18 protein-coding genes and 1 pseudogene are annotated in these 23942 nt (G+C 40.6%); 13 read left to right on the plus strand and 6 right to left on the minus strand.

The window, feature by feature from the left end; all coding sequences use genetic code 11:
• The first annotated feature begins 23 nt into the window (after positions 1-23).
• Together JCM15457_RS11730 and JCM15457_RS11735 are read left to right on the plus strand one after the other, a co-directional pair.
• The gene (locus JCM15457_RS11730) at positions 24-776 is read left to right on the plus strand and encodes a CPBP family intramembrane glutamic endopeptidase (RefSeq protein WP_051993416.1); all 753 of its coding nucleotides are present in this window, start codon (positions 24-26) and stop codon (positions 774-776) included.
• A 122-nt stretch (positions 777-898) separates the two neighbouring features.
• Positions 899-1501 (plus strand): TetR/AcrR family transcriptional regulator, encoded by a 603-nt coding sequence (locus tag JCM15457_RS11735; protein WP_051993417.1) that lies wholly within the window; start codon positions 899-901, stop codon positions 1499-1501.
• A gap of 95 nt (positions 1502-1596) precedes the next feature.
• Here JCM15457_RS11735 and JCM15457_RS08995 read toward each other — a convergent pair whose 3' ends face one another.
• Positions 1597-1971 carry a PaaI family thioesterase gene (locus JCM15457_RS08995; RefSeq protein WP_034989453.1) on the minus strand — a complete coding sequence of 125 codons (375 nt, stop codon included), beginning with the start codon at positions 1969-1971 and terminating at the stop codon, positions 1597-1599.
• Positions 1972-2026: 55 nt separating this feature from the next.
• Here JCM15457_RS08995 and menB point away from each other — a divergent pair, with 55 nt between their 5' ends.
• Together menB and JCM15457_RS09005 are read left to right on the plus strand one after the other, a co-directional pair.
• Entirely contained in the window at positions 2027-2848 is an 822-nt protein-coding gene (menB, locus tag JCM15457_RS09000; protein WP_034989455.1) for a 1,4-dihydroxy-2-naphthoyl-CoA synthase, read from the plus strand.
• Between the two features lie 24 nt (positions 2849-2872).
• On the plus strand, positions 2873-4327 hold the full coding sequence (locus JCM15457_RS09005) for an o-succinylbenzoate--CoA ligase (RefSeq protein ID WP_034989457.1): 1455 nt from the start codon (positions 2873-2875) through the stop codon (positions 4325-4327).
• Between the two features lie 312 nt (positions 4328-4639).
• Here JCM15457_RS09005 and JCM15457_RS09010 read toward each other — a convergent pair whose 3' ends face one another.
• Both JCM15457_RS09010 and JCM15457_RS09015 read right to left on the minus strand, forming a co-directional pair.
• The gene (locus JCM15457_RS09010) at positions 4640-4969 is read right to left on the minus strand and encodes an ArsR/SmtB family transcription factor (RefSeq protein WP_034989459.1); all 330 of its coding nucleotides are present in this window, start codon (positions 4967-4969) and stop codon (positions 4640-4642) included.
• 114 nt (positions 4970-5083) lie between these two features.
• A pseudogene (locus JCM15457_RS09015) lies at positions 5084-6023 on the minus strand (nucleoside hydrolase).
• 224 nt (positions 6024-6247) lie between these two features.
• On the opposite strand from JCM15457_RS09015, the gene JCM15457_RS09020 reads away from it, so the two are divergent.
• From JCM15457_RS09020 to JCM15457_RS09045, 6 genes are all read left to right on the plus strand, one after another.
• Positions 6248-7279, plus strand: a complete 1032-nt coding sequence (locus JCM15457_RS09020; protein ID WP_034989462.1) for a BMP family lipoprotein — start codon at positions 6248-6250, stop codon at positions 7277-7279.
• Positions 7280-7400: 121 nt separating this feature from the next.
• Positions 7401-8915, plus strand: a complete 1515-nt coding sequence (locus JCM15457_RS09025) for an ABC transporter ATP-binding protein (protein WP_034989464.1) — start codon at positions 7401-7403, stop codon at positions 8913-8915.
• Between the two features lie 24 nt (positions 8916-8939).
• The gene (locus tag JCM15457_RS09030) at positions 8940-10025 is read left to right on the plus strand and encodes an ABC transporter permease (protein WP_034989465.1); all 1086 of its coding nucleotides are present in this window, start codon (positions 8940-8942) and stop codon (positions 10023-10025) included.
• A complete protein-coding gene (locus JCM15457_RS09035) occupies positions 10022-10981 on the plus strand; it encodes an ABC transporter permease (RefSeq protein ID WP_034989467.1) in 960 nt (319 codons plus the stop codon). Before JCM15457_RS09030 ends, JCM15457_RS09035 begins: the two co-directional genes overlap by 4 nt.
• A 268-nt stretch (positions 10982-11249) precedes the next feature.
• Complete coding sequence (locus JCM15457_RS09040; RefSeq protein ID WP_034989468.1) at positions 11250-12407, plus strand: baeRF6 domain-containing protein; 1158 nt, start codon at positions 11250-11252, stop codon at positions 12405-12407.
• Positions 12408-12544: 137 nt separating this feature from the next.
• Positions 12545-13132 carry a methylated-DNA--[protein]-cysteine S-methyltransferase gene (locus tag JCM15457_RS09045; protein ID WP_051993418.1) on the plus strand — a complete coding sequence of 196 codons (588 nt, stop codon included), beginning with the start codon at positions 12545-12547 and terminating at the stop codon, positions 13130-13132.
• A gap of 121 nt (positions 13133-13253) precedes the next feature.
• On the opposite strand, the gene JCM15457_RS09050 is transcribed toward JCM15457_RS09045, so the two are convergent.
• A complete protein-coding gene (locus tag JCM15457_RS09050; RefSeq protein ID WP_034989470.1) occupies positions 13254-14114 on the minus strand; it encodes a S66 peptidase family protein in 861 nt (286 codons plus the stop codon).
• 165 nt (positions 14115-14279) lie between these two features.
• Between JCM15457_RS09050 and JCM15457_RS09055 the strand changes: the two genes are divergently transcribed.
• The 3 genes from JCM15457_RS09055 (at position 14280) to JCM15457_RS09065 (ending at position 21422) form a co-directional block, all read left to right on the plus strand.
• Positions 14280-14882 carry a PepSY domain-containing protein gene (locus JCM15457_RS09055; protein WP_034989472.1) on the plus strand — a complete coding sequence of 201 codons (603 nt, stop codon included), beginning with the start codon at positions 14280-14282 and terminating at the stop codon, positions 14880-14882.
• 627 nt (positions 14883-15509) lie between these two features.
• Complete coding sequence (gene gltB, locus JCM15457_RS09060; protein ID WP_034989474.1) at positions 15510-19979, plus strand: glutamate synthase large subunit; 4470 nt, start codon at positions 15510-15512, stop codon at positions 19977-19979.
• Between the two features lie 18 nt (positions 19980-19997).
• A complete protein-coding gene (locus JCM15457_RS09065; protein ID WP_034989475.1) occupies positions 19998-21422 on the plus strand; it encodes a glutamate synthase subunit beta in 1425 nt (474 codons plus the stop codon).
• Positions 21423-21868: 446 nt separating this feature from the next.
• Here the strand turns inward: JCM15457_RS09065 and JCM15457_RS09070 are convergent, their stop codons facing one another.
• A complete protein-coding gene (locus tag JCM15457_RS09070) occupies positions 21869-22786 on the minus strand; it encodes an L-lactate dehydrogenase (RefSeq protein WP_034989477.1) in 918 nt (305 codons plus the stop codon).
• Positions 22787-22839: 53 nt separating this feature from the next.
• Positions 22840-23922: a PTS sugar transporter subunit IIC gene (locus JCM15457_RS09075; protein WP_034989478.1), complete on the minus strand. Its 1083-nt coding sequence runs from the start codon at positions 23920-23922 to the stop codon at positions 22840-22842.
• Positions 23923-23942 lie beyond the last annotated feature (20 nt).

Below are 23942 nucleotides of genomic sequence, written 5' to 3' on the forward strand. Positions count from 1 at the left end.
AAATTGAATGGGGTGTTTGCTACATGGAGATGAAAGAGCACAATGTTAAAGCAGTACTATTTTTTGTCATTTTTGTAATGACTTTGTTGAAATTATTGCGCTGGATTGTGGGACAAAAATTCATAGATTACTGGAATACGATGCTTTTTAGCGAACTGTGTATTTTTGTGCTGGTCATTACGGTGAACCAGATGTATTTTAGAATTCCTTTAGCTTTTAAGCGTAAGTATTGGAAAACAGGTTTGTTTTTGGGTCTCCCTACACTAATCCCGACTCTTGTGAACTACTTTCAGATAAAACAGGCTCCGCCTTGGATGCTCACAAGTAAAATATTCATGTTAAGTCTACTAGTAGGCGGTTTTGAAGAACTTCTGTTCAGAGGAATATTGCTGCGAACTTTAGTAACAAAGTGGCACCACCTGAGGTACGGTCCGCTGTTAGCTTTAGTTGCGTCTAGTATGGTTTTTGGTGCTGCTCATTTAACTAATTTGACCCAACAATCGCTTTTGGCGACTATATATCAAATCGAATTTGCTTTTAGTTTAGGAATGATACTTGGTGCAGTCTATTTGAGGTCGCACAATCTATTTTTGCCTGTTTTTTTACATGCATTAATAGACAGTGGTGCATTTTTGGCCAATTGGATGAATAAAAGTATGGCAATGCAGTCTCCAGCAGCGTGGATGTTAGTCACAGGAATTATTATTTTTGCACCGTATTACTTATTGGGAGCGCTTTATGTCAGACCTAGCAAAAAAGCAGTTCTTCTTAGATGAGGTTTTGTAGTTAAATGTTTTTAATGGACTATACAAATATAGCTTTAAGATTTAGTACAACGAATTAGTCCATGATGAAACTAGGTGTTGCAGATATAGAAATCAAATGACGGAGTGATATCGTGACAGGGAAAAGAAATAATCGAAGAACGCTTTACACTAAGAAAGTGATTCGGGAAAGTTTTCTTGAATTATTAAGGTACAAGGAATTGGAAACGATAACTGTGACTGATATCTGCCGTAGTGCAGACATCAATCGCGGAACTTTTTATCGTTATTATCGAAATCCACTTGATCTGATGCAGCATTTGCAAGATGAACTGTATCGAAGAAGCATGTATTTGATCAAGCAGAGGTTTAAGGGTGATAGTTGTGAAATGCTTGGGACTATTTTTGAGGTATTGAAAAGTACCGATCCAGAAATAGTTAAGGTTATTATTGACAAACAAAAAGGATATACATTTTTGGAGGAAATTTTTGATGGTGCAAAGGAGGCAACACGTCCATTTCTGATGCAACGTATAAATTGGTTGACAGATGTCCAGTTTGATTACTTTTATGCTTATATTACGAATGGTGCTATTGGGGTTATTTCACAATGGATACGCAGCGGGATGAGTCATGACACAGATAAAATTGAGAAGACCTTCTCAAGCATGTTTGAACAAAGTAAGAAATTCATGGAAGATAAGGGTTCAAAATTTCACAAATCAGAAACAAAGTAGCTTGTTTTCAGGAAATAGCTAAGTTAGGAGTAGAATGATGCATGTGTTGAAGTGAAAATAGCTTCATGTGCTAAAATTACATTGTGTGCGTACTATTACTTGGGTGCTGCATGAAATACAGTTGTGACAACACTGGTGCTGCTCAGTTTATGCAAGGGAAACTGAAAGATTTCAACCTGCCACACCTGCAGGGAACCGCCAATATGGATGGGGTGTGCAATTGCTTTGAGAACGCCATATGAAACAGGTGTGAGATGGTTAGTGTTGACACTGGCACCGATAGCGATTTGACCGTCAGGTGCTACACAGTTAGCAGCGATACTTGCCGCTGTTTCAGCTAACACAGCATTTATACCACCGTGTACAAAACCATAAGGTTGTTTAATGACATCACTCACTTTTAAAGAGATAATTGTTTTTTGTGAGGTGCTGTGTTCAATTTTTATATTTAACTCTTCAAGTAGATTCATGGTCAAGCCTCCCCAAGTTAGTTGCAGCTCTATTTTAACAGAAAGGAAGAAGAATATGGGAAAACATCGTTGGGAGAAAGTTAAGGATTATTCTGAGATTATTTTTGAAAGGACAGGTGCAATTGCAAAACTAACGATCAATCGTCCTGAAAAAAGGAATGCTTTCACTCCTGTAACTATCAGTGAACTTATGGAAGCATTCAGTATTTGTCGTGATGATAGTACGATCGGCGTTATTGTTTTAACTGGTGCAGGAAATCAGGCATTTAGCTCAGGCGGTGACCAAGGGATACGCGGTAATGGCGGATATGTGGGACCAGATAAAATTGCGCGGTTGAATGTTTTAGATTTACAACATCTGATCAGAATAATTCCTAAACCTGTAATTGCAATGGTAAAAGGCTGGTCTGTCGGTGGCGGAAATGTACTGCAGTTGGTTTGTGATCTGACAATTGCAGCTGATAATGCCATGTTTGGACAAACAGGACCAAAAGTTGGAAGCTTTGATGCAGGGTACGGTTCAGGTTACTTGGCACGTGTCATCGGACATAAGCGCGCTAAAGAGGTTTGGTTTTTAAATCACTGGTATACGGCACAAGAAGCTCTTGAAATGAATTGGATAAACAAGGTAGTACCATTGGATGACGTTGAGAAGGAAACGCTGAAATGGTGTGATGAGCTACTGACGAAATCACCAACAGCACTTCGTTTTATCAAAGCAGCAATGAATGCTGATACGGACGGCCTTGCAGGGTTGCAGCAATTCGCTGGAGATGCGACAATGCTTTATTATACAACTGATGAAGCAAAGGAAGGACGCGATGCATTTAACGAAAAAAGACATCCTGACTTTGGAAAATTTCCAAAGTTTCCTTAAAATAAGGTGGCAGGAAACGATATTATGGAAAATTGGTTAATTAAACAGGTAAAACTAGCACCACATCGCTTGGCTTTAATGTACGAGGATAAAACGTGGACTTTCAAGCAATTGCAGGATGCGGTGTATAGGATTGCAAAAAAATTAGTTGGTTTTGATAAACGGCTAGGTAAACGAACCGCACTTATCACAGGTAACACACCAGCAAGCTACTTTATGATACTTGCATTGCAGCAGATAGGTGTGCAACCGGTTCTTTTGAACTTTCGACTGGCTTTTGCAGAATTAGAACGACAGCGAAAAGATGCAGGGGTCGTAGTTATGTTCGTTGATGACTCGTTGAAAAAGCAATTTTCAGAGTTCGTGAAATCAAATGAAAACTATTACTTCATTTCAGAAATAAAGAAATTTAAAACCGGTAAATTAAAAATAATACCAACTTTTGAGGATGAAAGTATTGCATCAATTATGTATACCTCAGGGACCACCGGACGACCGCATGGAGTTTTGCAGACATACCGCAATCATTTCTTTTCCGCCATTGGTTCAGTACTAAACCTAGGGCTGGAAGCAGATGATCAATGGCTTTGTGCTGTGCCTATTTTTCATGTTAGTGGTTTGTCGATAATGATGCGCAGTTTGATATACGGAACGGGCGTTGTTCTAGTACCTCATTTTGACCCCGTGAAAATCAGTGAACTGCTTGCCACGCGACCAATAAGTATAATGTCGGTTGTCCCAGTGATGCTAAAGCGCCTTTTAGAAGTATATCCGTCAGGAGGGTACAATAATGCCTTTCGCACATTTTTGTTGGGAGGTGCACCAATTGCCGCTGCGATTTTGAATGATTGCCGTCAGAAGAAGATCAGTGTTATTCAGTCATACGGAATGACTGAGACTTGTTCCCAGATTGTAGCATTGAACTTTGCCGATGCTCCTTCTAAGATTGGTGCTGTGGGTAAGCCCCTTTTTCCGGTAGAAGTACGTATAAAAGGCAGAAACCACATAGGAGAAGTTGAAGTCAAGGGACCTAATGTTGCCCGAAGTTATCTCAACGATCAAGCAGGCTTTGAAGCTAAGCTGACGCCAGATGGCTGGTTCAAAACTGGAGACATTGGTTTTTTTGATGAAGAGGGTTTTTTATTTATCAAGGGACGTAAGGATGAGATGTTTATCTCTGGAGGCGAAAATGTTTTTCCGACTGAGATTGAAAAGGTTTATAGTCGGGTTGCGGGTATAAAGGCAATTGCAGTGGTTGGAGTTTTTGACAAAGAATGGGGGCAAGTTCCCTGTGCATTTGTTGAAACCGAAAAAGACTTTAAACTCAAAGTTAAAAAACTAAAAAACTATGGGCGCAAGTTCCTAGCACACTATAAAGTGCCACAGAGATTTGTTGTGGTGCCACAGCTTCCACGAACGGCTAGTGGTAAAGTAAAACATGCTGAAATAGAAAAACTACTTTCAAGGGATGCCGAATAGTGTTCTATAGGAAACGAGTATGGAGGTATTTCTGAACTTTTAATTTCCTGGGAAATTAAGCAATGAGCTGGTAAAAAAAGTGTGCAGACCTATCCTTAGATATGAGCGAACATTAATCTCTAAAGCAAAACGACTGGGAGTGTGACATAAGTCGGGAAAATTTGAGTACTAACTCGAAACTACGAACGTAGCGAGTACTTTGCCATGAGTAATTCGAAGTTAGACGGAGAATTTTGACTTATGGAACACGTTTATACGGAATAAAAGAGGGGCTGTGCCAAAAGTTAAATTTGGCACAGCCCCAGTTGCTTTTTAGTTAGCAGCCCCAGTGCGTTTTTCACTGACATGTTCCCTAACCTGTTCGAATATCGTCATAATATGGCGATCCGATAGCTGATAGTTAACCTTTTGTCCAGAACGGATTCCCCGTACCAGTCCAGTTTGCCGAAGCAATTTTAATTGATGTGAAATCGCAGACTGTGAAATACCAATTATTTCTGCAATTTCGTTAACTGAAAGGCTGCGTTCAGTGAGTAAAAACAATATTTTATAGCGTGTCTGGTCGCCAAAAGCTTTAAAAAGCTGGACGCTCTTTTCAAGTTCAATTGTCGTTGGTAATTTGATATCAGTTGATTTTGCCATCAGGTTCACCTTTTTAGATGTTTTTGTAACGTTATCAGAATTCAACGCATCCAATAGTTACTTTCAACCATTATACCCCAATTCAAAACCGAAGAAAAAGGGTATGCAGTTAAACTAATCAGCTTTTTTAGCAAGTTCATCAATTAAATCAAAAAATCTAGTATTATTAACGTCATAGATTAAGTTTGCTCGGCGCCCCTTTGAGGTTAAGAAGGTGCGCCCATCAGAAGGAAAGTCCACTTTAACATCACAAGTTATTTCTTTGGTCTTAACGATACTTGGATCAAAGAAGTAGCAGGTCGTTAAAACATCCCATAAATAATACGTCGAGTTCGTCTCAAAGAAACTTAATTCTGGAACGAAGGCATAGCTGTTGCCAATAAAATCAAGTCCTGTAAAACGGCGTTGGGAAGCCCAGCGTTGCCGGATGGCCTGAGTCAGTGGCACATTGTTTGTGCTTTCGAGGCTAACCAAGTCAATTGGTATCGAAGAATCGAAAACTCTCTTAACAGCTTCTGGGTCCCAGAAAGCATTCCATTCTTGAGTACCATCACAGTCAGGCTCGGCGACATTCCCTTTATCCAAAAAAGTACCACCCATCCAAATTAACCGCTTAATTTTTTTTCGATTGCAGGATCAATTTCTAAAGCTCTGGCAAGGTCACTTAGCGGACCTGTGAAGAGCAAGGATAAAGGGCTTGTGGATGCTTGCAGTTTGTGTAAAAGATCAAGGTGCGCAGCTTCTGCAGTGATAGGAGTTTCTATTTTTCCGTTTTCGTTCAATAATGGCAACGAGTTTTCAGAATAAGCTGCTAAGCGCCACTCCTTAGGAAAAGGATGGACTGCGCGCGAGTTTGAAATTGCAACAGGTGGAACAGCCGCATGACTGAAACGATCGATAATCTTACGGCTAGCTTCAGCTGCTGGAATAACGTAACTATCGGCGTCAACAACACCAACACCGACTAGCTCACTTCGTCCATCTGCAATAATAAAAAAAGAGAGACTAAATCATCAACGCCTCCATCATGGTTAAAATAAACTTTTTCTGTCATATTTTGCGACCTTTCTAAGCAGAATTAAAAAGACTTAATTTCATGGATTGGATTATACATCATAATAATAGTGTTCGTCAAAATTGGCTTTAAGTAAACTTATAACATCATTTGTTAGTTTTCTTTTTAATATATACGAACAATTGGAGTTTATAATCTATAAATGTATTGATTTTTAACTTGGAATAAAGTATACTTTTCGGCGTAGAAAAATAAATTGGGGGATGCATTCATTGAAGAAAAAAGTAGTGGCAGTTTTAGCGGCAACACTGATGGTCGGAACCATTCTTGTGGGATGCGGTGGTAATTCATCAGCAAATAAGGGAACAAAATATTCAGCGGCATTAGTTACTGATGGTGGAGGAATTGATGATAAGTCATTCAATCAGTCTGCATGGGAAGGTTTAAAGAGTTGGGGGAAAGACCAGGGACTCAAGAAGGGGATCAATGGTTATAACTATGCCCAGTCAAATGATGACTCAGATTTTCTGCCCAATATTAATAAGCTGATTAAGGCTAAATATGCAACTATCTTCGGAATTGGTTATAAAATCGATAACGCAATCAGTTCAGCGGCCAAAGACAATCCTAAAACAAACTTTGCAATTATTGATTCTGTGGTAAAAGGCCGGAAAAATGTTGCTTCTGTGACTTTTAAAACGGAACAGTCTTCCTACTTGGCTGGTGTTGCAGCAGCTGAAACTACTAAAACAGGGCGCGTAGGTTTTATTGGCGGAATTCAAAGTGATGTTATTAAAACGTTTGAGGCCGGATTCAGGCAAGGTGTTAAAGCTGTTAATCCTAAAATCAAGGTCGATGTTAAGTATGCAGGATCATTCACTAAAGCTGATGTTGGACAGTCTTTAGCGACCGCTATGTTTAACAATAATGAAGATGTTATCTTCCACGCAGCTGGTGGAACTGGTGCTGGGGTCTTTACAGCAGCTAAAAATGAAGCAAAAAATGGTAAAAAAGTTTGGGTTGTTGGGGTCGATCAGGACCAAAAAGCCGATGGAGCCTACAAAGGTGGTAATGTTACCTTAGCATCAGCAGTCAAAAAGGTTGGAACGGCTGTGGAAGACTTGTCTAAACAGGCAGCTAAGAACAAGTTTCCAGGCGGCAAGACAGTTACGTATGATTTGAAGGACAATGGTGTAGGGATTATCAATGATAACTTATCTGCTAGTGCCTGGAAATCAGTTCAACAATATGAAAAGAAGATTGAAAATGGAGAGATTACTGTAAACCCTAAATAAAGTTCTAAAGCAGTATGCTGGTCTATGGCTGGCACACATTTAAATGGTGGAGGATTTGGCGAGAAGCCAAAACTTCGCCATTTTGCTACTTATGCAAGTCGTGTTAAAGAAGGAGAACTGTATGGAAAAGTACGTTGTTCAAATGAAGAACATTACCAAAAATTTTGGCAACTATAAAGCAAATGACGATATTTCCTTGGAATTGAAACAAGGTGAAATATTGGCCCTGCTTGGTGAAAACGGTGCAGGAAAGTCAACTTTAATGGGAATGCTATCAGGTCTATTACAACCAACTTCAGGCGATATCATAATCAATGACAAAATAGTAAGAATGGAAAGTCCACGTGAAGCAAAGAAATTAGGCATAGGCATGGTACATCAGCATTTTATGCTGATACCAGCTTTTTCTGTACTGGAGAACATTATTTTAGGAGACGAGCCACTTAAGGCAGGGCGAATTAATTATAAACAGGCAGCTGCGGATATAACACTTTTAGCTGGTAAGTACCACTTAGAAATTGATTTGAATGCAAAAGTCCGTGATATTACGGTCGGAATGCAACAGCGTGTTGAAATCATGAAAGCATTGTACCGTAAAGCTAATATTTTCATTTTTGATGAGCCGACTGCGGCATTGACACCGCAAGAAATCAAACAGCTGATGAAAGTGTTGCGCACTCTGGCAGCGGAAGGCAAATCTGTTATTTTTATAACACACAAACTCAAAGAAATTAAAGAAGCTGCTGATCGCTGTGTTGTTATTCGCATGGGCAAGTTGGTCGATACCGTTGAGGTTTCTGAAACCAAAGAAGAGAGTTTGGCAGAAATGATGGTCGGGCATAAAGTTAATTTTGCTGTCAAGAAGCAAGAGACTGATCAGGGAAAGGAAATTTTTAGGATTGAGAATTTGAACGTTGAAGCGCATGGACAGCTTAAACTCAAAAATCTCAGCCTAACAGTTCATGCCGGTGAAATTGTTGGTGTTGCAGGAGTTGATGGCAACGGGCAAAGCGAATTGATTGCAGCTATCACTGGACTGCAAAAAGTCAAAAAAGGAGTAATTATGCTTGGCGATAAGCAACTGCAGCAGCAAAATGCACGTAAAATCGCTGCGGCCGGTATCGGATGCATTCCTGAGGATCGTCAAAATATAGGATTGATATTGCCGCTGACGATTGCTGAGAATCTTGTTTTAAAATCTTACTATAAGCAACCAATCAGCAATAAAGGTTTTTTGAATTATAAAAGAATTAATGAAGACGGACGCGCACTGATTGAAAAATTTGATATTCGTTCTCAAAGCGAAAAAGAGCTTGTAGAAGATCTTTCTGGCGGAAACCAGCAAAAAGTGATCGTAGCGCGTGAGATAAATGCTCACCCTGATTTGTTGATAGCTGCTAATCCGACACGTGGGGTCGATATCGGTGCAATCGAATATATCCATGAAAAGATTGTCGAGCAGCGTAATTCAGGTCACGGTGTGTTACTTGTGAGTTTTGAACTTGAGGAAATCTTAAAACTGTCAGATCGTGTAGTTGTGATGCATGAAGGCCAGATTGTGGGGGAAATTGATCCGAGAAGAACCTCTAGTGAGGAACTGGGGTTACTGATGGCTGGAAGAAAAATAGCTGAGTAGGAAGAGATGGGAGAGATTAGTTAAATGCTGCATAGTAGATCAATACGGGCTTTAGCCGTTCCTTTGATATCAATTATTGCGGGTTTCATTATTGGCGCGATCTTGATGTTGATATTCGGCTATGATCCAGTACAGAACTATCAGAATCTATTCATTGGTTCATTAGGTGATGTTTACTCGCTAGGTGAGACACTGCGTAATATGACTCCTTTGATTCTGACAGCTTTAGGATTTGCGGTTTCAAGTAAGGCTGGTTTTTTTAATATTGGGGGACCGGGTCAGTACTTGATGGGGTGGTTTGGTTCAATTGTTTTTGCGTTAAACTTTACAACCTTGCCAACATGGGCCTTGATCAGCGGCTCTATGGTGTGCGGCGCACTTTTAGGCGGAATCTGGTCGTTTATTGCAGGTTTTCTAAGAGCTTATTTTGGAACCAGCGAGGTCATTACGACCATTATGTTAAATTATATTGCATTGTATTTTGTTAACTTTGCTGTTAAAAATTGGTTGGCTAAAAAGGGGAGTGACTCGTCTCCTAATATCGTACAGAGAGCTAGTTTAAACACAGACTTTCTGCAAAAAATAACCAACAATTCGACTTTTAATTGGGGTTTCTTTATTGCAATTATCACAGTTTTTGTGATTTGGATGTATTTTAATAAAACACGCTCAGGATTTGAAGTCCGTTCAGTTGGACTGAATGAGGCTGCCTCAACGTACGCAGGTATCAATGTGAAAAAAACAATCGTGATTGCAATGCTGCTTTCAGGATTATTGGCTGGCTTGGGTGGTGCAATTGATGGAATAGGTAATTTTCAAAATATTTCCGTATCCAATAATCTTCCAAGTGTTGGATTTAATGGGATGGCAGTCGCTTTGTTGGCGGCAGAGAATCCGATTGGAATCATTTTTGCTGCGTTGCTGTTTTCTGCCTTACAAATTGGTGGGCTAAGCATTTCGGTTTATTCCAATACGCCTAGTGAAATCGTTGATATTGTCATTGCATCTATTATCTTCTTTGTTGGAATTAAGTATATTTTTGAAGTTATTTTAACTAGAAAATGGGGCAAAAAGCAGCACAAAGTAACAAATGGAGGTGCAAATAAATGAGTTTTTCGACAATTTTAATGACAGTTTTTTCAACGACTTTAATTTATGCTGCTCCGCTTATTTTTACCGCGCTTGGTGGAACATTTTCTGAACGAAGTGGAGTTGTTAATGTTGGACTTGAAGGTATGATGATTGTCGGTGCTTTTTCCAGCACTGTTTTTAACCTGTCTTGTGGAAATATTTTTGGAAATGCAACTCCGTGGCTGTCGCTTTTGATTGGTGGAGTTTTTGGATTACTTTTTTCAATTCTTCATGCTGTCGCAACTATCAATTGTCGTGCGAATCATATTATCAGTGGAACAGTTTTAAACCTGATGGCCCCAGCGCTATGTATTTTTTTAACACGTGTTTTCTATAATGGGAAGGGGCAGACACCCGTAATCAATCAAAGTATGGGAACTTTTACATTTCCCGGGTTAGCAGATATTCCCTTTATTGGTAAAATTTTATTCACCAAGACGTCACTAGCCGCTTATGTAGCTGTCTTTATTGGCGGAGTTAGCTGGTTTTTCCTCTATCGGACGAACATCGGTTTGCGCTTGCGCTCTGTAGGTGAGAATCCAATGGCGGCTGATACGTTGGGAATAAATGTAGCACAATATCGCTATTTGGGAGTACTGATTTCTGGCGCCTTGGGTGGAGTCGGTGGAGGTGTTATGGCACAATCAATTACATTGAATTTTTCAGCCAGCACTATTTCAGGTCAAGGTTTTATGGCGCTAGCCGCGATGATTTTTGGCAAATGGAATCCGTTGGGGGCTACAGGAGCAGCAATCTTCTTTGGTTTGGCACAAAGCCTGCCCATTATTGGCGGTTATGTCCCTATCCTAGATAATATGGATTCTGTATGGTTCCAGATTGCACCATATGCCATTACGATTGTTGTTCTTGTTATTTTTCTTGGCAAATCAGTTGCTCCTGCAGCGGATGGTCAGAATTATATTAAGGGAAGATAATAATAACTTTGTTTTTTCAAAAGATTAAGAAGCTGAACCAAGGTATATATGACATATTTGGCTGCCTGACAAAAAATGCAGCTGTAGGGCATATATTTATTTTGTTTCAGCTTTTTGGGGTTGCAAATAAAACTGATAAGAGATCTTTAGCCTACATTGAGCAAGCGTTTTAGATGAAGCAATTTTTTTAATATGTTAGCATTAGGGCAAGGAATTGGCACTTAACTGTTACAGGTTTGATGTTACTTTAATATTGGAGGGATTCGCTATGGCGCTTACTGAAGAATTAAAAGATATTTTAAAATTGAAAGATAGTCCCGGCCCATTTATCTCACTTTTCATGCCGCTTAGTTCATCACTTCATGATGTTTCGGCTGACCGTACACAATTCAACAGTCTAGTTACTGAAGCCAAACGTGAACTAACACAAAACTATACCGCAAGCGATTGGTCCCTGTATGCACGCGAGTTAGAGAAGTTTGCGCATGACCCGCTGGGGAATGGCACAGCGCGTGGGTTGGCAATCTTTGTGGGGCCAAAGGGTGGTCTGCATTTTAGAGTAGCACAACCATTGTCCAGCAGGATAAGTATTGCAGATAAACCGGAAATTTTGCCTTTAATTGCGGCGCGTGAGCTGACTTTCTCGTACGATATTTTGTTATTAGGAAAAGATGTCTTTCATTTGGTTAAGGTCGTAGACAATAAGCCTGAGCTTGTAGAACTCCCAGATGACGCTCCTAAGACTTTGCAGGATGCTCTAGGATCTGAGCTGGGTAGCCGTGGGCACTGGCAAAGATCAACTGGTGGTGATAATGGCGGGACACAGTATAGTGGCACAGGTTCTTTGGATACTGCTGAGAATGCAGATCGGCGCAATTTCTTTATGGTAGTAGACGAGTATGTGTTTAAGAACTATTCCAATCTTGATCGGCAGCCACTAGTTCTAGTAACAGATGCAAAAAATCAAGGTAATTTCCGAAAGCTTTCTCAAAATCCTTATCTGAGCAAAGATGTGCAGCTGGCACAAGTAGCCAATTTGAATGGTTCGGTTAAGGAATTGCAGCTTTTGACAACAAGCATAACAGATAAGTTTAAAAAAGCAGAGATGGAGACTTTTGAGCATAAATATGAAAAAGCTGCAGGATCTAAAAGGACCACAACTGACCTGAGTGTTTTAATGGAAGGAGCAATTGCAGGGCAAATTGAAATCCTTTTCGTCCGTGCGGGTGCGAGCTCCCCTGGAAGGATTTCAGATCAACTGCAAATCGATACAACATCAGTATTGAGCCACGATAATAATGTTTACAATGACTTAGCGTTGTTGACAATAAGCCATGGAGGAGAAGTGCATGTTCTTCCTGCAGAACAGATCCCAGTTGAGGCTGATGCAACAGCTATTTTAAGAAGCTCAGTCGCTGCGGGTTAAGTATTTGTAAAAGGCACAACTACTGAAAATAAGAAATGAATTGATTGGTGAAGGACTCTTGGTGGTTCTTCACTATTTTTTATTAATTTTGGTAAAATGCAAGAATTCAAAGATAATTAATTTTAGAGAGGTCAAAAATGCAGAAGAACAAAGGATATAGTTCAAAAACAGTAAAAGCATATTTAAAACAAGTAAATGAAAACTTCAAACACAGTAGCAAAAAACTCAATCTCAACTTAATTGCAACCCCACTGGGAGAGATGCTCAGTTTATCTGATCAATGTTTTTTATATTTATTAGAATTTGCAGATAAGAAAAATCTTGTTGAGGAGATTAAAGAAACTGCTCGAAGACAGTCTGCATTTGTTGTTTTGGGAGATACTAGCATCAATCAAAGGGTGCGCAAACAGTTGCGTGAGTATTTTTCAGGGGAAAGAAAGTCTTTTTCATTACCACTGTGCAAAAGCGGCACACCTTTTCAAAAGAGCGTATGGGCCGTTCTACAAAAGATTCCTGCCGGAGAAACACTGTCATATCAGGAAGTGGCAGCAAGATTAGGGAATGCAAAGCTAGTTAGGGCTGTAGGGAGTGCGAACAGATCGAATAAGTTGGCGCTTGTGATCCCGTGCCATCGTGTGATCCGTGCGAATGGGGAACTTGGAGGTTATGCTGGCGGGGTGGAGCGTAAACTAAAACTACTTCAACTAGAAAGGGGCGGCAAGTAAAACTATCAGACTGGTGACAAAACATTCTATTATAAATATTTCCTGGGAAATTAGTTAAAAATTAATTGAGACTATGACAGTCAGCACAAGTTATTTGAATTTAACGTGGATTTTCTGACCTTTATCTTCTCAGATCTAATGGTACTCCAAGAAACAGAGCTTTCGAAGTTTGGGAATGACCGATCTGATTAGTTTTCACTAAAGGTGCTTTGTATTGCGGAAGTGAGTCCAAAAAAAGAGTAGCCGCATTTCGTGCAGGTTTTGTTTGCTCGTACTTTGTGAATGTTCCTAAAATGACGCCTGCCAATCCAGAGAAAGCTGGCAGCTGCGATAGTTGATGGAAACTTGAAAAGAGTAGCTCCCTTTCTCCACTATAACTTTCTAGAAAGAGAATTTTATTGTTTAAATCTGGAAAATACGCGGTACCTGCGAGTTTTAAAAAGCAACGAATGTTTCCACCGATCACAGGCCCCACCATCTCATTTCCCTTAACGAAGGAATAATTGAAATGGTAGAGCTCTTTCATTTCCTTAAAGAGGGAGTTGTAAAGCAGCCGTTTTTGTTCACCGGACTTGTCCCACACGATCGTTTTTAACTGGAATAGAACAACTGGCAGTTTGGAGTGCGTTCCAATAGCATTTAAAATTGCAGTTAGATCACTGTAACCGAAGAATAATTTAGGGTTTTTCTCGATCAAGTTGTAATCAAGGTAGGGAATAAGGCTATTAGACATATTACCGCCGCTGACATCAAAAATAGCTTTGATTTTTTTATCAGCAAAATAGTGATTAATAACAGCAGCCTTTTGAATGAAGTTTCCAAGATCATTATCGAAAAGTAAGGGACTGACTTTCACTTTTAAATTCCATGAAGTGAGAATTTCTAGCAGAGAATCAATGACTGATGCATCGGAAATTTTTAATGGGTCAGAGCTTCCAATCAAGGCAACAGTATCACCTTGTAATAACGTTGTATTTAACATAAATGTACCTCTTTATTATTTTACTTTACATCCCCATTGTACATGTTTTTTGTATAGCGGTCAGGGTGCATATTCATAGACAATGAAGAACGGGTCAAGTTAAGCTTAGGGCAAGAGGTAGTAACAAGCATTTTAAAAAATATTAGTTATAAAAGGAGGATTTTTTTGAAAAAGCTAAGTACTGTGATTTTTGGAATAACCATTTTAGGATTACTGGCAGGCTGTTCTTCAAGCAATCAAGACGACAAAGCAGCAACTAGCAGCTCAGAATCGACTAGTTCGAGTGAAAGAAAGTCAAACCAAAAAAGTGTCTTTGACAAAAAGGTAAGGGTTTCTGCCAGCGATGCAATTGCGATTTATCAAGATGCATATCCGAATACAGATATCACTTCGATTGAATTAGACGCAACCTTTGGCAAATATTACTATGAGGTTGAGGGTGTTGATGATGACAAGGAGTATTCCCTCAAAGTTGATGCACTTAACAAAGACGTCAGTCAAAAAAGACAGGAACAACTTGATAATGATGAAAGAAATGGCAGTAAGCGTAATGAAGATAAATTGAACCTGGATAACCTGATTTCTGTGAAAAGAGCAGCCGCTATAGCTGAAAAGTCCGTGGGAGCAGGCCAAGCATTTGAGTGGTCTATGGACAAAGATATGGGTACGACCTATTGGGAGGTCAAGGTAAAAAACGGCAGCAAACAGGTTGAGGTCAAGGTCAACGCACAGACAGGGAAAGTTTTGGAGAAAGAAACAGATGATTAGTTTCTGCGATGCTTTTCATTCAGGTTTTCGGTTCGAAAATGTATATAGACTCGTTTATGGTGGTTATAGGAAAAGAATGCAACAATTTCTTAGTGTATAAAGAATAACATGTGTGTAGTTCCAAGTAGCAAACAAGGACCTTAGGTTTTCAAAAAATTGATATACTGTAATTGAATCGACCTATTTTAATGCTCTTCGCTAGTTTCGGTGGCTAGATGGCGGGAGGGTGAATTAAAGTGATTTTAGTGCGTTCATCCGATAGTGGAATAGGTTGGTAAAATTAGCTGCTAATTTAATTTGTGAACATAATGAGTTCTTTGTTATGAGTAGTCAAAATTAGATGAAGAATTCTGATTTGCGAAACATATCCAGCTTGAATAAATAAGAGAACTGAGTCAAGATTTAAATTTTGACCCAGTTCTTTTTTTGACATAATATAACAAGGTTTAAAATTGCTTTTTCCTTTGTTTGCAAACAATTACAATAATATACTTGTGTTTTTGTGCTTTTCTCATTAAAATTAAAAGAACATTAGATTTTTTTAAAATAAAAAGTAGTATTTTTTCTAAATAACAAAACTAATGTCTGTTGAAAATGACTTGTTAAAATAAGGTGGGAAAATTATAAATGATTGATAAAAATAAAACGATGTATACCCCGACCTTTGAACATGATGCCTGTGGAATGGGATTCATTACGCAGGTTGACGGTAAAACTAGTCACGAACTAGTTGAACGTGCTTTGATTATGTTGAAAAGAATGAATCACCGTGGGGGAACTGGTTCTGAGCCGGATACTGGCGATGGAGCGGGCATTCTGCTTGCGATGCCCGATACTTTTTTCAGGGCATATGCTGAAGAAAAAGAATTGAGCTTACCTGCCTTGGGCGAATATGCCGTCGGGATGTTCTTTTTGCCGCAGGAAAAGTATGAAAAAGATGCAATGTTAAGATCAGTAAGTGACGAAATCTCACGTTATGGTTTTCAGGTCATCGGAACACGTGATGTGCCGTATGTTTATGAAAATTGTGGACCTACAGCACAAAAAGCGCTGCCGGGGTTTGTTCAAGTAATTGTTAGAAAACCTGCTGATATTGAGGCAGGCAGATCGTTTGAAGATACGCTGTATCACCTGCGCCGCCACTTAGAGAAGACATTTTCAGCTGACGAGTTCGCTATCGTTAGTTTTTCAAGTCGCACGCTTTGTTACAAGGGAATGCTGCATGCTTATCAGGTGGGGGAATTCTACCCAGATTTACATCATCCCGAAATGAAATCCTCAATTGCCCTAATCCATTCGCGTTTTTCAACTAACACTTTTCCGAGCTGGGAGCGTGCCCAACCCTTTAGATTCATTGCGCACAATGGTGAGATTAATACATTAAAACGTGCCGAGAATTGGATGGTTAGTCATAATATTGAGATTTATAACGAAGACGATTCGGATTCTGCAAAACTAGAAAATTGTATGGAATATCTTTATCGAAATGGGCGTGATATACCACAGATACTGTTAATGATGGTCCCTGAAGCTTGGGGTAAAGAGGCTCATTTATCTGCAGAACAAGCTGCTTTTGATGAATACAATTCAAGTTTTGTTGCTCCATGGGATGGACCAGCTGCCTTATGTTTTACTGATGGGGTTCAGGTGGGGGCTATGTTAGATCGGAACGGATTAAGGCCTTCACGTTATAACCTTGTGAAAGGTAATTTTCTAATAGTTGCTTCGGAGTCAGGTGTGTACGATGTGGAGCCGGAAAATATTATAGAGAAGGGTATCCTTGGTCCTGCGGATATGATTTTGGTTGATACCGCCAAGGGAAAGTTCTATCGAACTGAAGAAATAAAAGAACATTATGCAAATCAACATCCCTATAAAAAATGGCTATCCAAGGAACAGTTGACGCTTGCAGACTTGTCAGAAGCAGATGTGGATGAAAATATATCATCCAATGCTTTACGCACATTGTGGCGCCGTCATGGTTATACAGAAGATGTGATTCGTGATGCAATCATCCCAATGGCTCAAAACGGTGAGGAACCAGTTATTTCGATGGGGTATGATTCTCCACTGTCTGTTCTGAGCAAAAAACCTCAATCTTTGTTCACGTACTTTAAACAGCAATTTGCGCAGGTTACTAATCCTCCAATCGACGCGATTCGTGAGAAACTTGTTATCGGCACGGAAATGTTTCTGGGTGCGGATGGTGATATCACAAGTGATAGTCCCTTAAATGCTAAAAAAATAAAAGTTGATTCCCCTATTTTAAATTCAGCAGCATATGAACGCTTGCGCCATTTGAATGGAAAAAACGGTTTTAAAGTTGCCGAGACCTCGTTGTGTTACGATAAAGCGCAACGTCCCAATCGTTTGGAACAAGCACTTGATGATATGTTCAAAGATGCTGAGAGCAAAATTGATAGCGGTGCAAATCTTGTTATTTTGACCGATCGCAACGCGACACGAGAAAAGTTGATTATTCCAGTGCTATTAGCTGTTGCGGGCTTAAATAATTATCTTGTACGCAAAGGCAAACGTGAATTAGCCTCAATCATTGTAGATACAGGTGAAGCATGTGAAATCCATCATTTTGCGACTTTATTAGGATATGGCGCATCTGCGATTCATCCTTACGGAGCCTACGCTACTTTAATAGCTTATGATCTTGGGGATAAGGTAGAAAACTACCGCAAAGCTTCTGAAAAGGGAATTGTAAAAATCATGAGCCGCATGGGTATTTCGACGATTATTGGTTACCAAGGAGCACAGTTGTTTGAAGCTGTAGGGCTTTCACAAGCAGTTGTTGATGAATACTTTACTGGAACTGAGAGCAGGATTGGCGGTTTGTCGTTGGATCAGATCGAAGCTGAGTATCTTGCACGTTATGAACGGGCATTCGGGTCTAAGGCGGTCGAGGATCTTCCGTCAGGAGGTAGCTTTAAATTCAGACATGAAGGGGAACATCATTTATACAATCCGTTGATTATGTACAAATTTCAACAGGCAGTTCGAACAGGCGACTATGATGTATACAAAGAGTATGTCCGTGAAATGCATGAAGAAGAACTAACTACTCCAACAACACTCCGTTCGCTTTGGGAAATACAAGAGAAGAAAGATAAAATACCGTTGAGTGAGGTTGAACCAGTCAGTCAGATTGTCAAGCGTTTTAAAGCAGGTGCGATGAGTTTTGGCTCTCTTTCCAAGGAAGCGCACGAATGTATTGCAGAGGCAATGAATGACTTGGAAGCTAAGAGTAATAGCGGTGAAGGTGGTGAGAATCGTGCGCGCTATAAGAAGAAAGCTGATGGGCGAAATCTGAATAGTAAAATCAAACAAGTTGCATCGGGACGTTTTGGTGTTAACGCTGAATATCTGATGAGTGCGGAAGAGATTCAGATAAAGGTCGCGCAAGGTGCTAAACCCGGTGAAGGCGGACAACTACCAGGGACTAAGAACTTCCCGTGGGTCGCGGAAATTCGGGGTTCTGTACCAGGAGTCCGTTTGATTTCACCACCACCGCATCATGATATTTATTCAATCGAAGATTTAAAACAGCTGATATACGACTTAAAACAGGTCAATCCTTTTGCTAAAGTCACGGTCAAATTGGTTTCAAGTACTGGAGTGGGAACGATTGCTGCGGGTGTTGTTAAGTCAGGAGCAGACAAAGTTGTTATCAGTGGATATGACGGTGGAACAGGTGCTGCTCCACGAAATTCGGTTCGAGATGCTGGCCTTCCCTGGGAAATGGGTTTGGCAGAAGCTCACCAGACACTGGCACTGAATAATCTACGCCAAAGGACGACATTGGAAACAGATGGAAAACTAATGACTGGAAGAGATGTTTTAATCGCAACAATGCTTGGAGCAGAAGAGTATAGTTTTGCTTCTTTAGTACTTGTCTCAATTGGCTGTATTATGATGCGAGTCTGCAGTAAGAATACTTGTCCAACAGGAATTGCAACCCAGAATCCTGGACTACGCAACTTCTTCATAGGTAAACCTGAGCATGTTAAGAATTGTATGAGGTTTATTGCGGAAGATCTACGTGAGGAAATGGCGGAGTTAGGATACCGCACGATTGATGAATTAGTCGGGCACACGGAGAACTTACGACCGCGGTTTATTGCCAAAGGAAAAGCAAAATCACTAGATTTTTCGCGAATTTTGAGTACGCCATTAGGCATTGAACGTAAGTCAGCTGACCCATTTGTACCAAAATATCAGTGGCCAGATTTAAATGATTTTGCTGAAGCAGCAATTGCAAGTAAGCAAGATGTTGTTATCAAAAATGACATCAATAATAGAATGCGTACTGTCGGAGCAAGAATGGGCGGGTGGATCGCCCAACGATTCGGAAACGATACGCTGTCTGAAGGACAATTGAAATATAAGTATACTGGGGTAGCTGGTCAGAGTTTTGGTGCATTCATCACTCAAGGTCTTGAACTTGAATTGACAGGGGAAGCAAATGACTATGTCGGCAAAGGGCTAAGTGGTGGTCGACTGATTGTCAAAGCACCTGAGAAAGCACAAGAACTTTATAGTAATGCGCCAATCGTAGGAAATGTTGCTTGTTTCGGCGCAACACGTGGAGAAGCATACTTCAATGGTCGAGCGGGTGAACGATTCTGTGTCCGAAATTCAGGAGCACGAGTTGTTGCAGAAGGAATCGGCGACCATGGTTGTGAATACATGACAGACGGCATTGCTTTGATCTTAGGTACAACCGGGCGCAATTTTGGTGCAGGGATGTCTGGTGGAGTTGCTTATATCTATGATCCAGCAGATAATTTTAGGCAAAAATGTAATTTAGAAATGATTGAACTGTTTAGGTTGAATGAAAAGGGTGATGACAGCGTGGTCTTAGAATTACTGCAGAAACATTTCAAATACACAGGATCACGAAAAGCCAAATATATCTTAGATAGCTGGAATGCTGAACAAGCTAATTTTGTTAAAGTTTATCCAAAGGAATATCGACATGTGAATGAGATCATAGCACAGTTTGCAAGTGAAGGTGTTGCAGCCGATCAACTGGAACAAAAAGCTTTTGATACTGTAGTCGGGTCACAGCCGACGATAATAAAATAAAGAAGGGGAGGAAGGGAAATGGCAGATCCGTTTGGTTTTATGAAATATGCACGTGTCGATAATCCCATCAGACCAGTGGAAGAAAGAATCAAAGACTTTGAAGAAATGCAGAATGCTCTGAGCGACAAGGAGAGACGTAAACAAGCTGCACGATGTATGAACTGTGGGGTACCTCATTGCCACGCAGGTTTCTTTTACACTGGCGGACGCGCTGTCAGCGGCTGTCCGAATGACAACTTGATTCCGGAATGGAATGATCTCATCTATCGAAATGAGGACAAGCGTGCTTTTGAGCGGCTGACAAAGACGAATCCTTTGCCTGAGTTTACAGGACGTGTCTGTCCAGCTCCTTGTGAGGTTGCCTGTAATGAGGCTTTGCATGGTAAAGGAGTTACTATCAAAGACAATGAGCGGTTCATCATCGAACAGGCTTTTAAGTTCGACTGGGTTAAAGATAGTGGAACACCGTTGCGTAGAAATGGAATTAAGGTGGCTGTTGTTGGCAGTGGACCAGCCGGTTTGTCTGCGGCTTGGGAGTTAAATAAACTAGGTTATACAGTAACAGTTTTTGAAAGAGACGATCATCCTGGGGGCTTAGTCATGTATGGTATCCCTAATATGAAGCTTCCTAAAGAAATTGTGCGTCGTCGAATTCAAGTCATGAAGGAATTGGGAATTGAGTTTAAGGTAAACACTGAGGTTGGGGTTGATATCACGGCTGCTGAACTGAAAAAAGAGTTTCAGCGGGTTATACTGACTATCGGTGCACGTTCAGCACGTGATATCAATGTTCCAGGGCGTCAATTGAAGGGTATTATGCAAGCCGTCGACTATTTGACCTTGGCTACAAAACAGGTTATTGAGGATGGAACTAAGGCCAACAAGGCCTTGGCGGGTAAAAATGTTGTTGTTATTGGTGGCGGAGACACGGGAAATGACTGTATCGCAACTGCTGTGCGTCAGGGTGCAGCGAATGTTCAGCAGCTTGAGATTACCCGGCAGGCACCGAAAAAACGTCCGGCCAGTAATCCATGGCCACAATGGCCATTGGTCTCCAAACAGGGATACGGGCAAAAAGAAGCACAGAAACTATTTGGTGGCGAGCTTACATCCTATGAAATGACAGCTGTTGGCTTCAAGGGTAAAAAAGGTACAGTCACAAGTATGACTACAAGCAAAGTTCGTTTGTTTAAACCGATCGCTGGTACGGAACAGGAACAACCAGTTGATCTCGTTTTACTCGCAATGGGCTTCACAGGGGCACAGCAAAGTGTGCTGGATTCTTTTGATGTTACCCAAGTTAATGACGACTATACAACTGATCAAGAACAAGTTTACGTAGCGGGTGATGCACGCCGCGGGCCAAGTCTTGTTATCTGGGGCATTCATGAGGGGAGAATGGTAGCAGACGTGGTGGATCAATCCTGCCGAGTTCATGTCTAATAAGCCTATGCTGCACGTTTCTTTGTTAGGATAAGAGTGCCAACAGTTCTTAAGCTCTAATAGGGGTTGTAAACTCAAGATTTGACCATAAATAATTTACAAGCAAATGAGAAGATATAACACATTAATGCGTATAATAAAAAATGAGAGTTTGATATTGAGTAATAACTCGAAATTATGAACGTAGCGAGTACTTTGCTATGAGTAATTCGAAGTTAGACGAATAATTTTGGTTTATGGAACACGTTTATACGGAATAAAAAGAGGAGCTGTGCCAAAAGTTAACTTTTGGCACAGCTCCATTTGTTTGTTCTTAGTTGAAGTATACGAACCAGCCTGGTCTAGTTCAAAACTTACCGCCTGTTGATATACTCCCATTGATGACGTTCATATTAGAATTAGAAGGAAAAAATTGTCAGAAAATAAGTAGATGTTATATCTAACAGTTACATTGTCGCAAATTTCTCACGAATTGTAGCAGCAGAATTAGCTAATTTTGCCTCTTCATCATCAGGTAATGGAATTTCGATTAATTCTTCGACACCATTTTTCCCAATAATTCCGGGCTGTCCGACATAGGAGTCATATTTTTTATTATAGGAAGAACATGGGCACATGAGGCGTGCATCATCTAAGACCGCTCGACTAAGCTTGACAGCGCATGTCGCAATTGCATAACTAGTGTAACCTTTACCGGAATGAATTGCCCAGCCACCAGATCTTGATTGTGACTCAAGCTCCGTTAGGTTGATATTGCGCGCTTTAGCAAGTGGAATAACATCGAGCCCGTTAACTTTTACTGTTGACCAAGCAACGAATTGTGATTCACCGTGTTCACCATAAACAAAGCCGGTAACGTTCTTAGGGTCAACATCGAATTGTTCTGCGACAACACGCTGCATCCGTGCTGTATCTAAGAAGGTCCCTGTTCCAAGAACTTGAGAGCCTGGCAAACCGATCTCTTTTTGGAGATACTGGGAAATCGCATCACAAGGATTCATTGTGTCGATCAAGACACCGTGAAAGCCGCTTTCCTTGATTTTAGGTGCAATATCTTTCACGATTTCGCGAGTATATTCAAACTCTGCCCAGCGGTTGCCACTAGCGTGATCAAGTGCGTGGATATTCCCCGCGGTGACAAACAGAATGTCTGTGTCAGCAAGTTCAGAATAGTCTTGGATCTTAATCTTCGGACGTGTTTCCAGTCGTGCTGTTGCATCTTTCAAATCTAGCTGTTCTGCACGAGCCTTCTTTTCATTTTTATCAATCAAAATCAATTCATCTGCATCGCCCTTAGTAACAAGTGCAAAAGCAATTGTTGCGCCGACGTGACCAACGCCGATAATTGCGTATTTTCTTCCCATAAAAAACAAGTTCCTCTCTAGAATTAGTAATATTTATTTTTATTCGATAATGGTTAAACAATTTCCAAGTGCAACTGGTTATCTTGAATAAGACCTGCTTTTTTCATCATGCCATAAGCAACTAAGGAAATAGCAGCAGGTAAGACAACCCCAGTTAACATATAAACTGCGAAATCTCCCCATCCTTGTGCAGCGTATGCTAAAGGTGCAATGAGGGAATTAAGTCCCAGGCCTGCCAATTTATAGGTCGAACGGAACCCAAACAGGATCGTTGCAATCGGTGCGCATACAGTGGCGGAAAGTATAGATGGTAATAAAAGATATGGGTTGATCAGCAGATTAGGGAATTGAACCTTAGGTGTGATAAGACCCTGTGCAATATTCGCTCCAACGTTGTTTTGCCGGAAAGACATCACAGTAAAGGCAACAAATTGAGATGTTGTTCCAATCAAAGCAGCGGCAGAAGAGATAGGGTCAAGCGTCAAGGCAATTGCTAAAGCCGCAGAAGAAGCGGGAGTCATTAAGAACAATGCCCAGACTACAGAAACACAAATTGAACCGATTAATGGGTTCACCTGCATTGTTTCTGCAATATAAGCACTGACTCCCAGTAAGAATGGAGTAGTTACAGCGGCTAATCCCAAACCGGCAACTCCGCCAATAAAGGTAGCTGCAAGTGGAACCAACATCATGTCTAACGGGGTTTTACCCGTCAGATATTTACCAACCAAAGCGGCGATTAAACCGGCTAAAACAGCACTTATTGGTTGTCCCGTTGAAAGGGTGATCGAACCAGCAGCTTGCATCAAATTAGCGCCAGTAGCAGTGGTTCCGTTGACAGCACTTGTTGTAAAGTGAACAGCGTTTGCACCGATAGTTGATGAGATCATAGCACTAAAGATGACCAAAGAATTTGTTCCCAGTTGGGAAGCAACTGCAACACCAAGTGCTGGGGCAAGCAAGCTATTTGCTATTAAACCAACTTGGTAAAGTGCATTCCAATGGACAAAAGAAGCAAATGTCTGTAGTAAAAGTCCAATTCCTAATGTTACCAAAACTGCATTAGCAATTGCGGCAGTAATACGATATGCATATTCTTTAACAGTTGGGTTTGTTTGTGCCTCAGCATTTTCCATAATTAACACTCCTTCAAAAT

The organism is Liquorilactobacillus sucicola DSM 21376 = JCM 15457, assembly GCF_000612445.1.
Lineage (GTDB): Bacteria > Bacillota > Bacilli > Lactobacillales > Lactobacillaceae > Liquorilactobacillus > Liquorilactobacillus sucicola.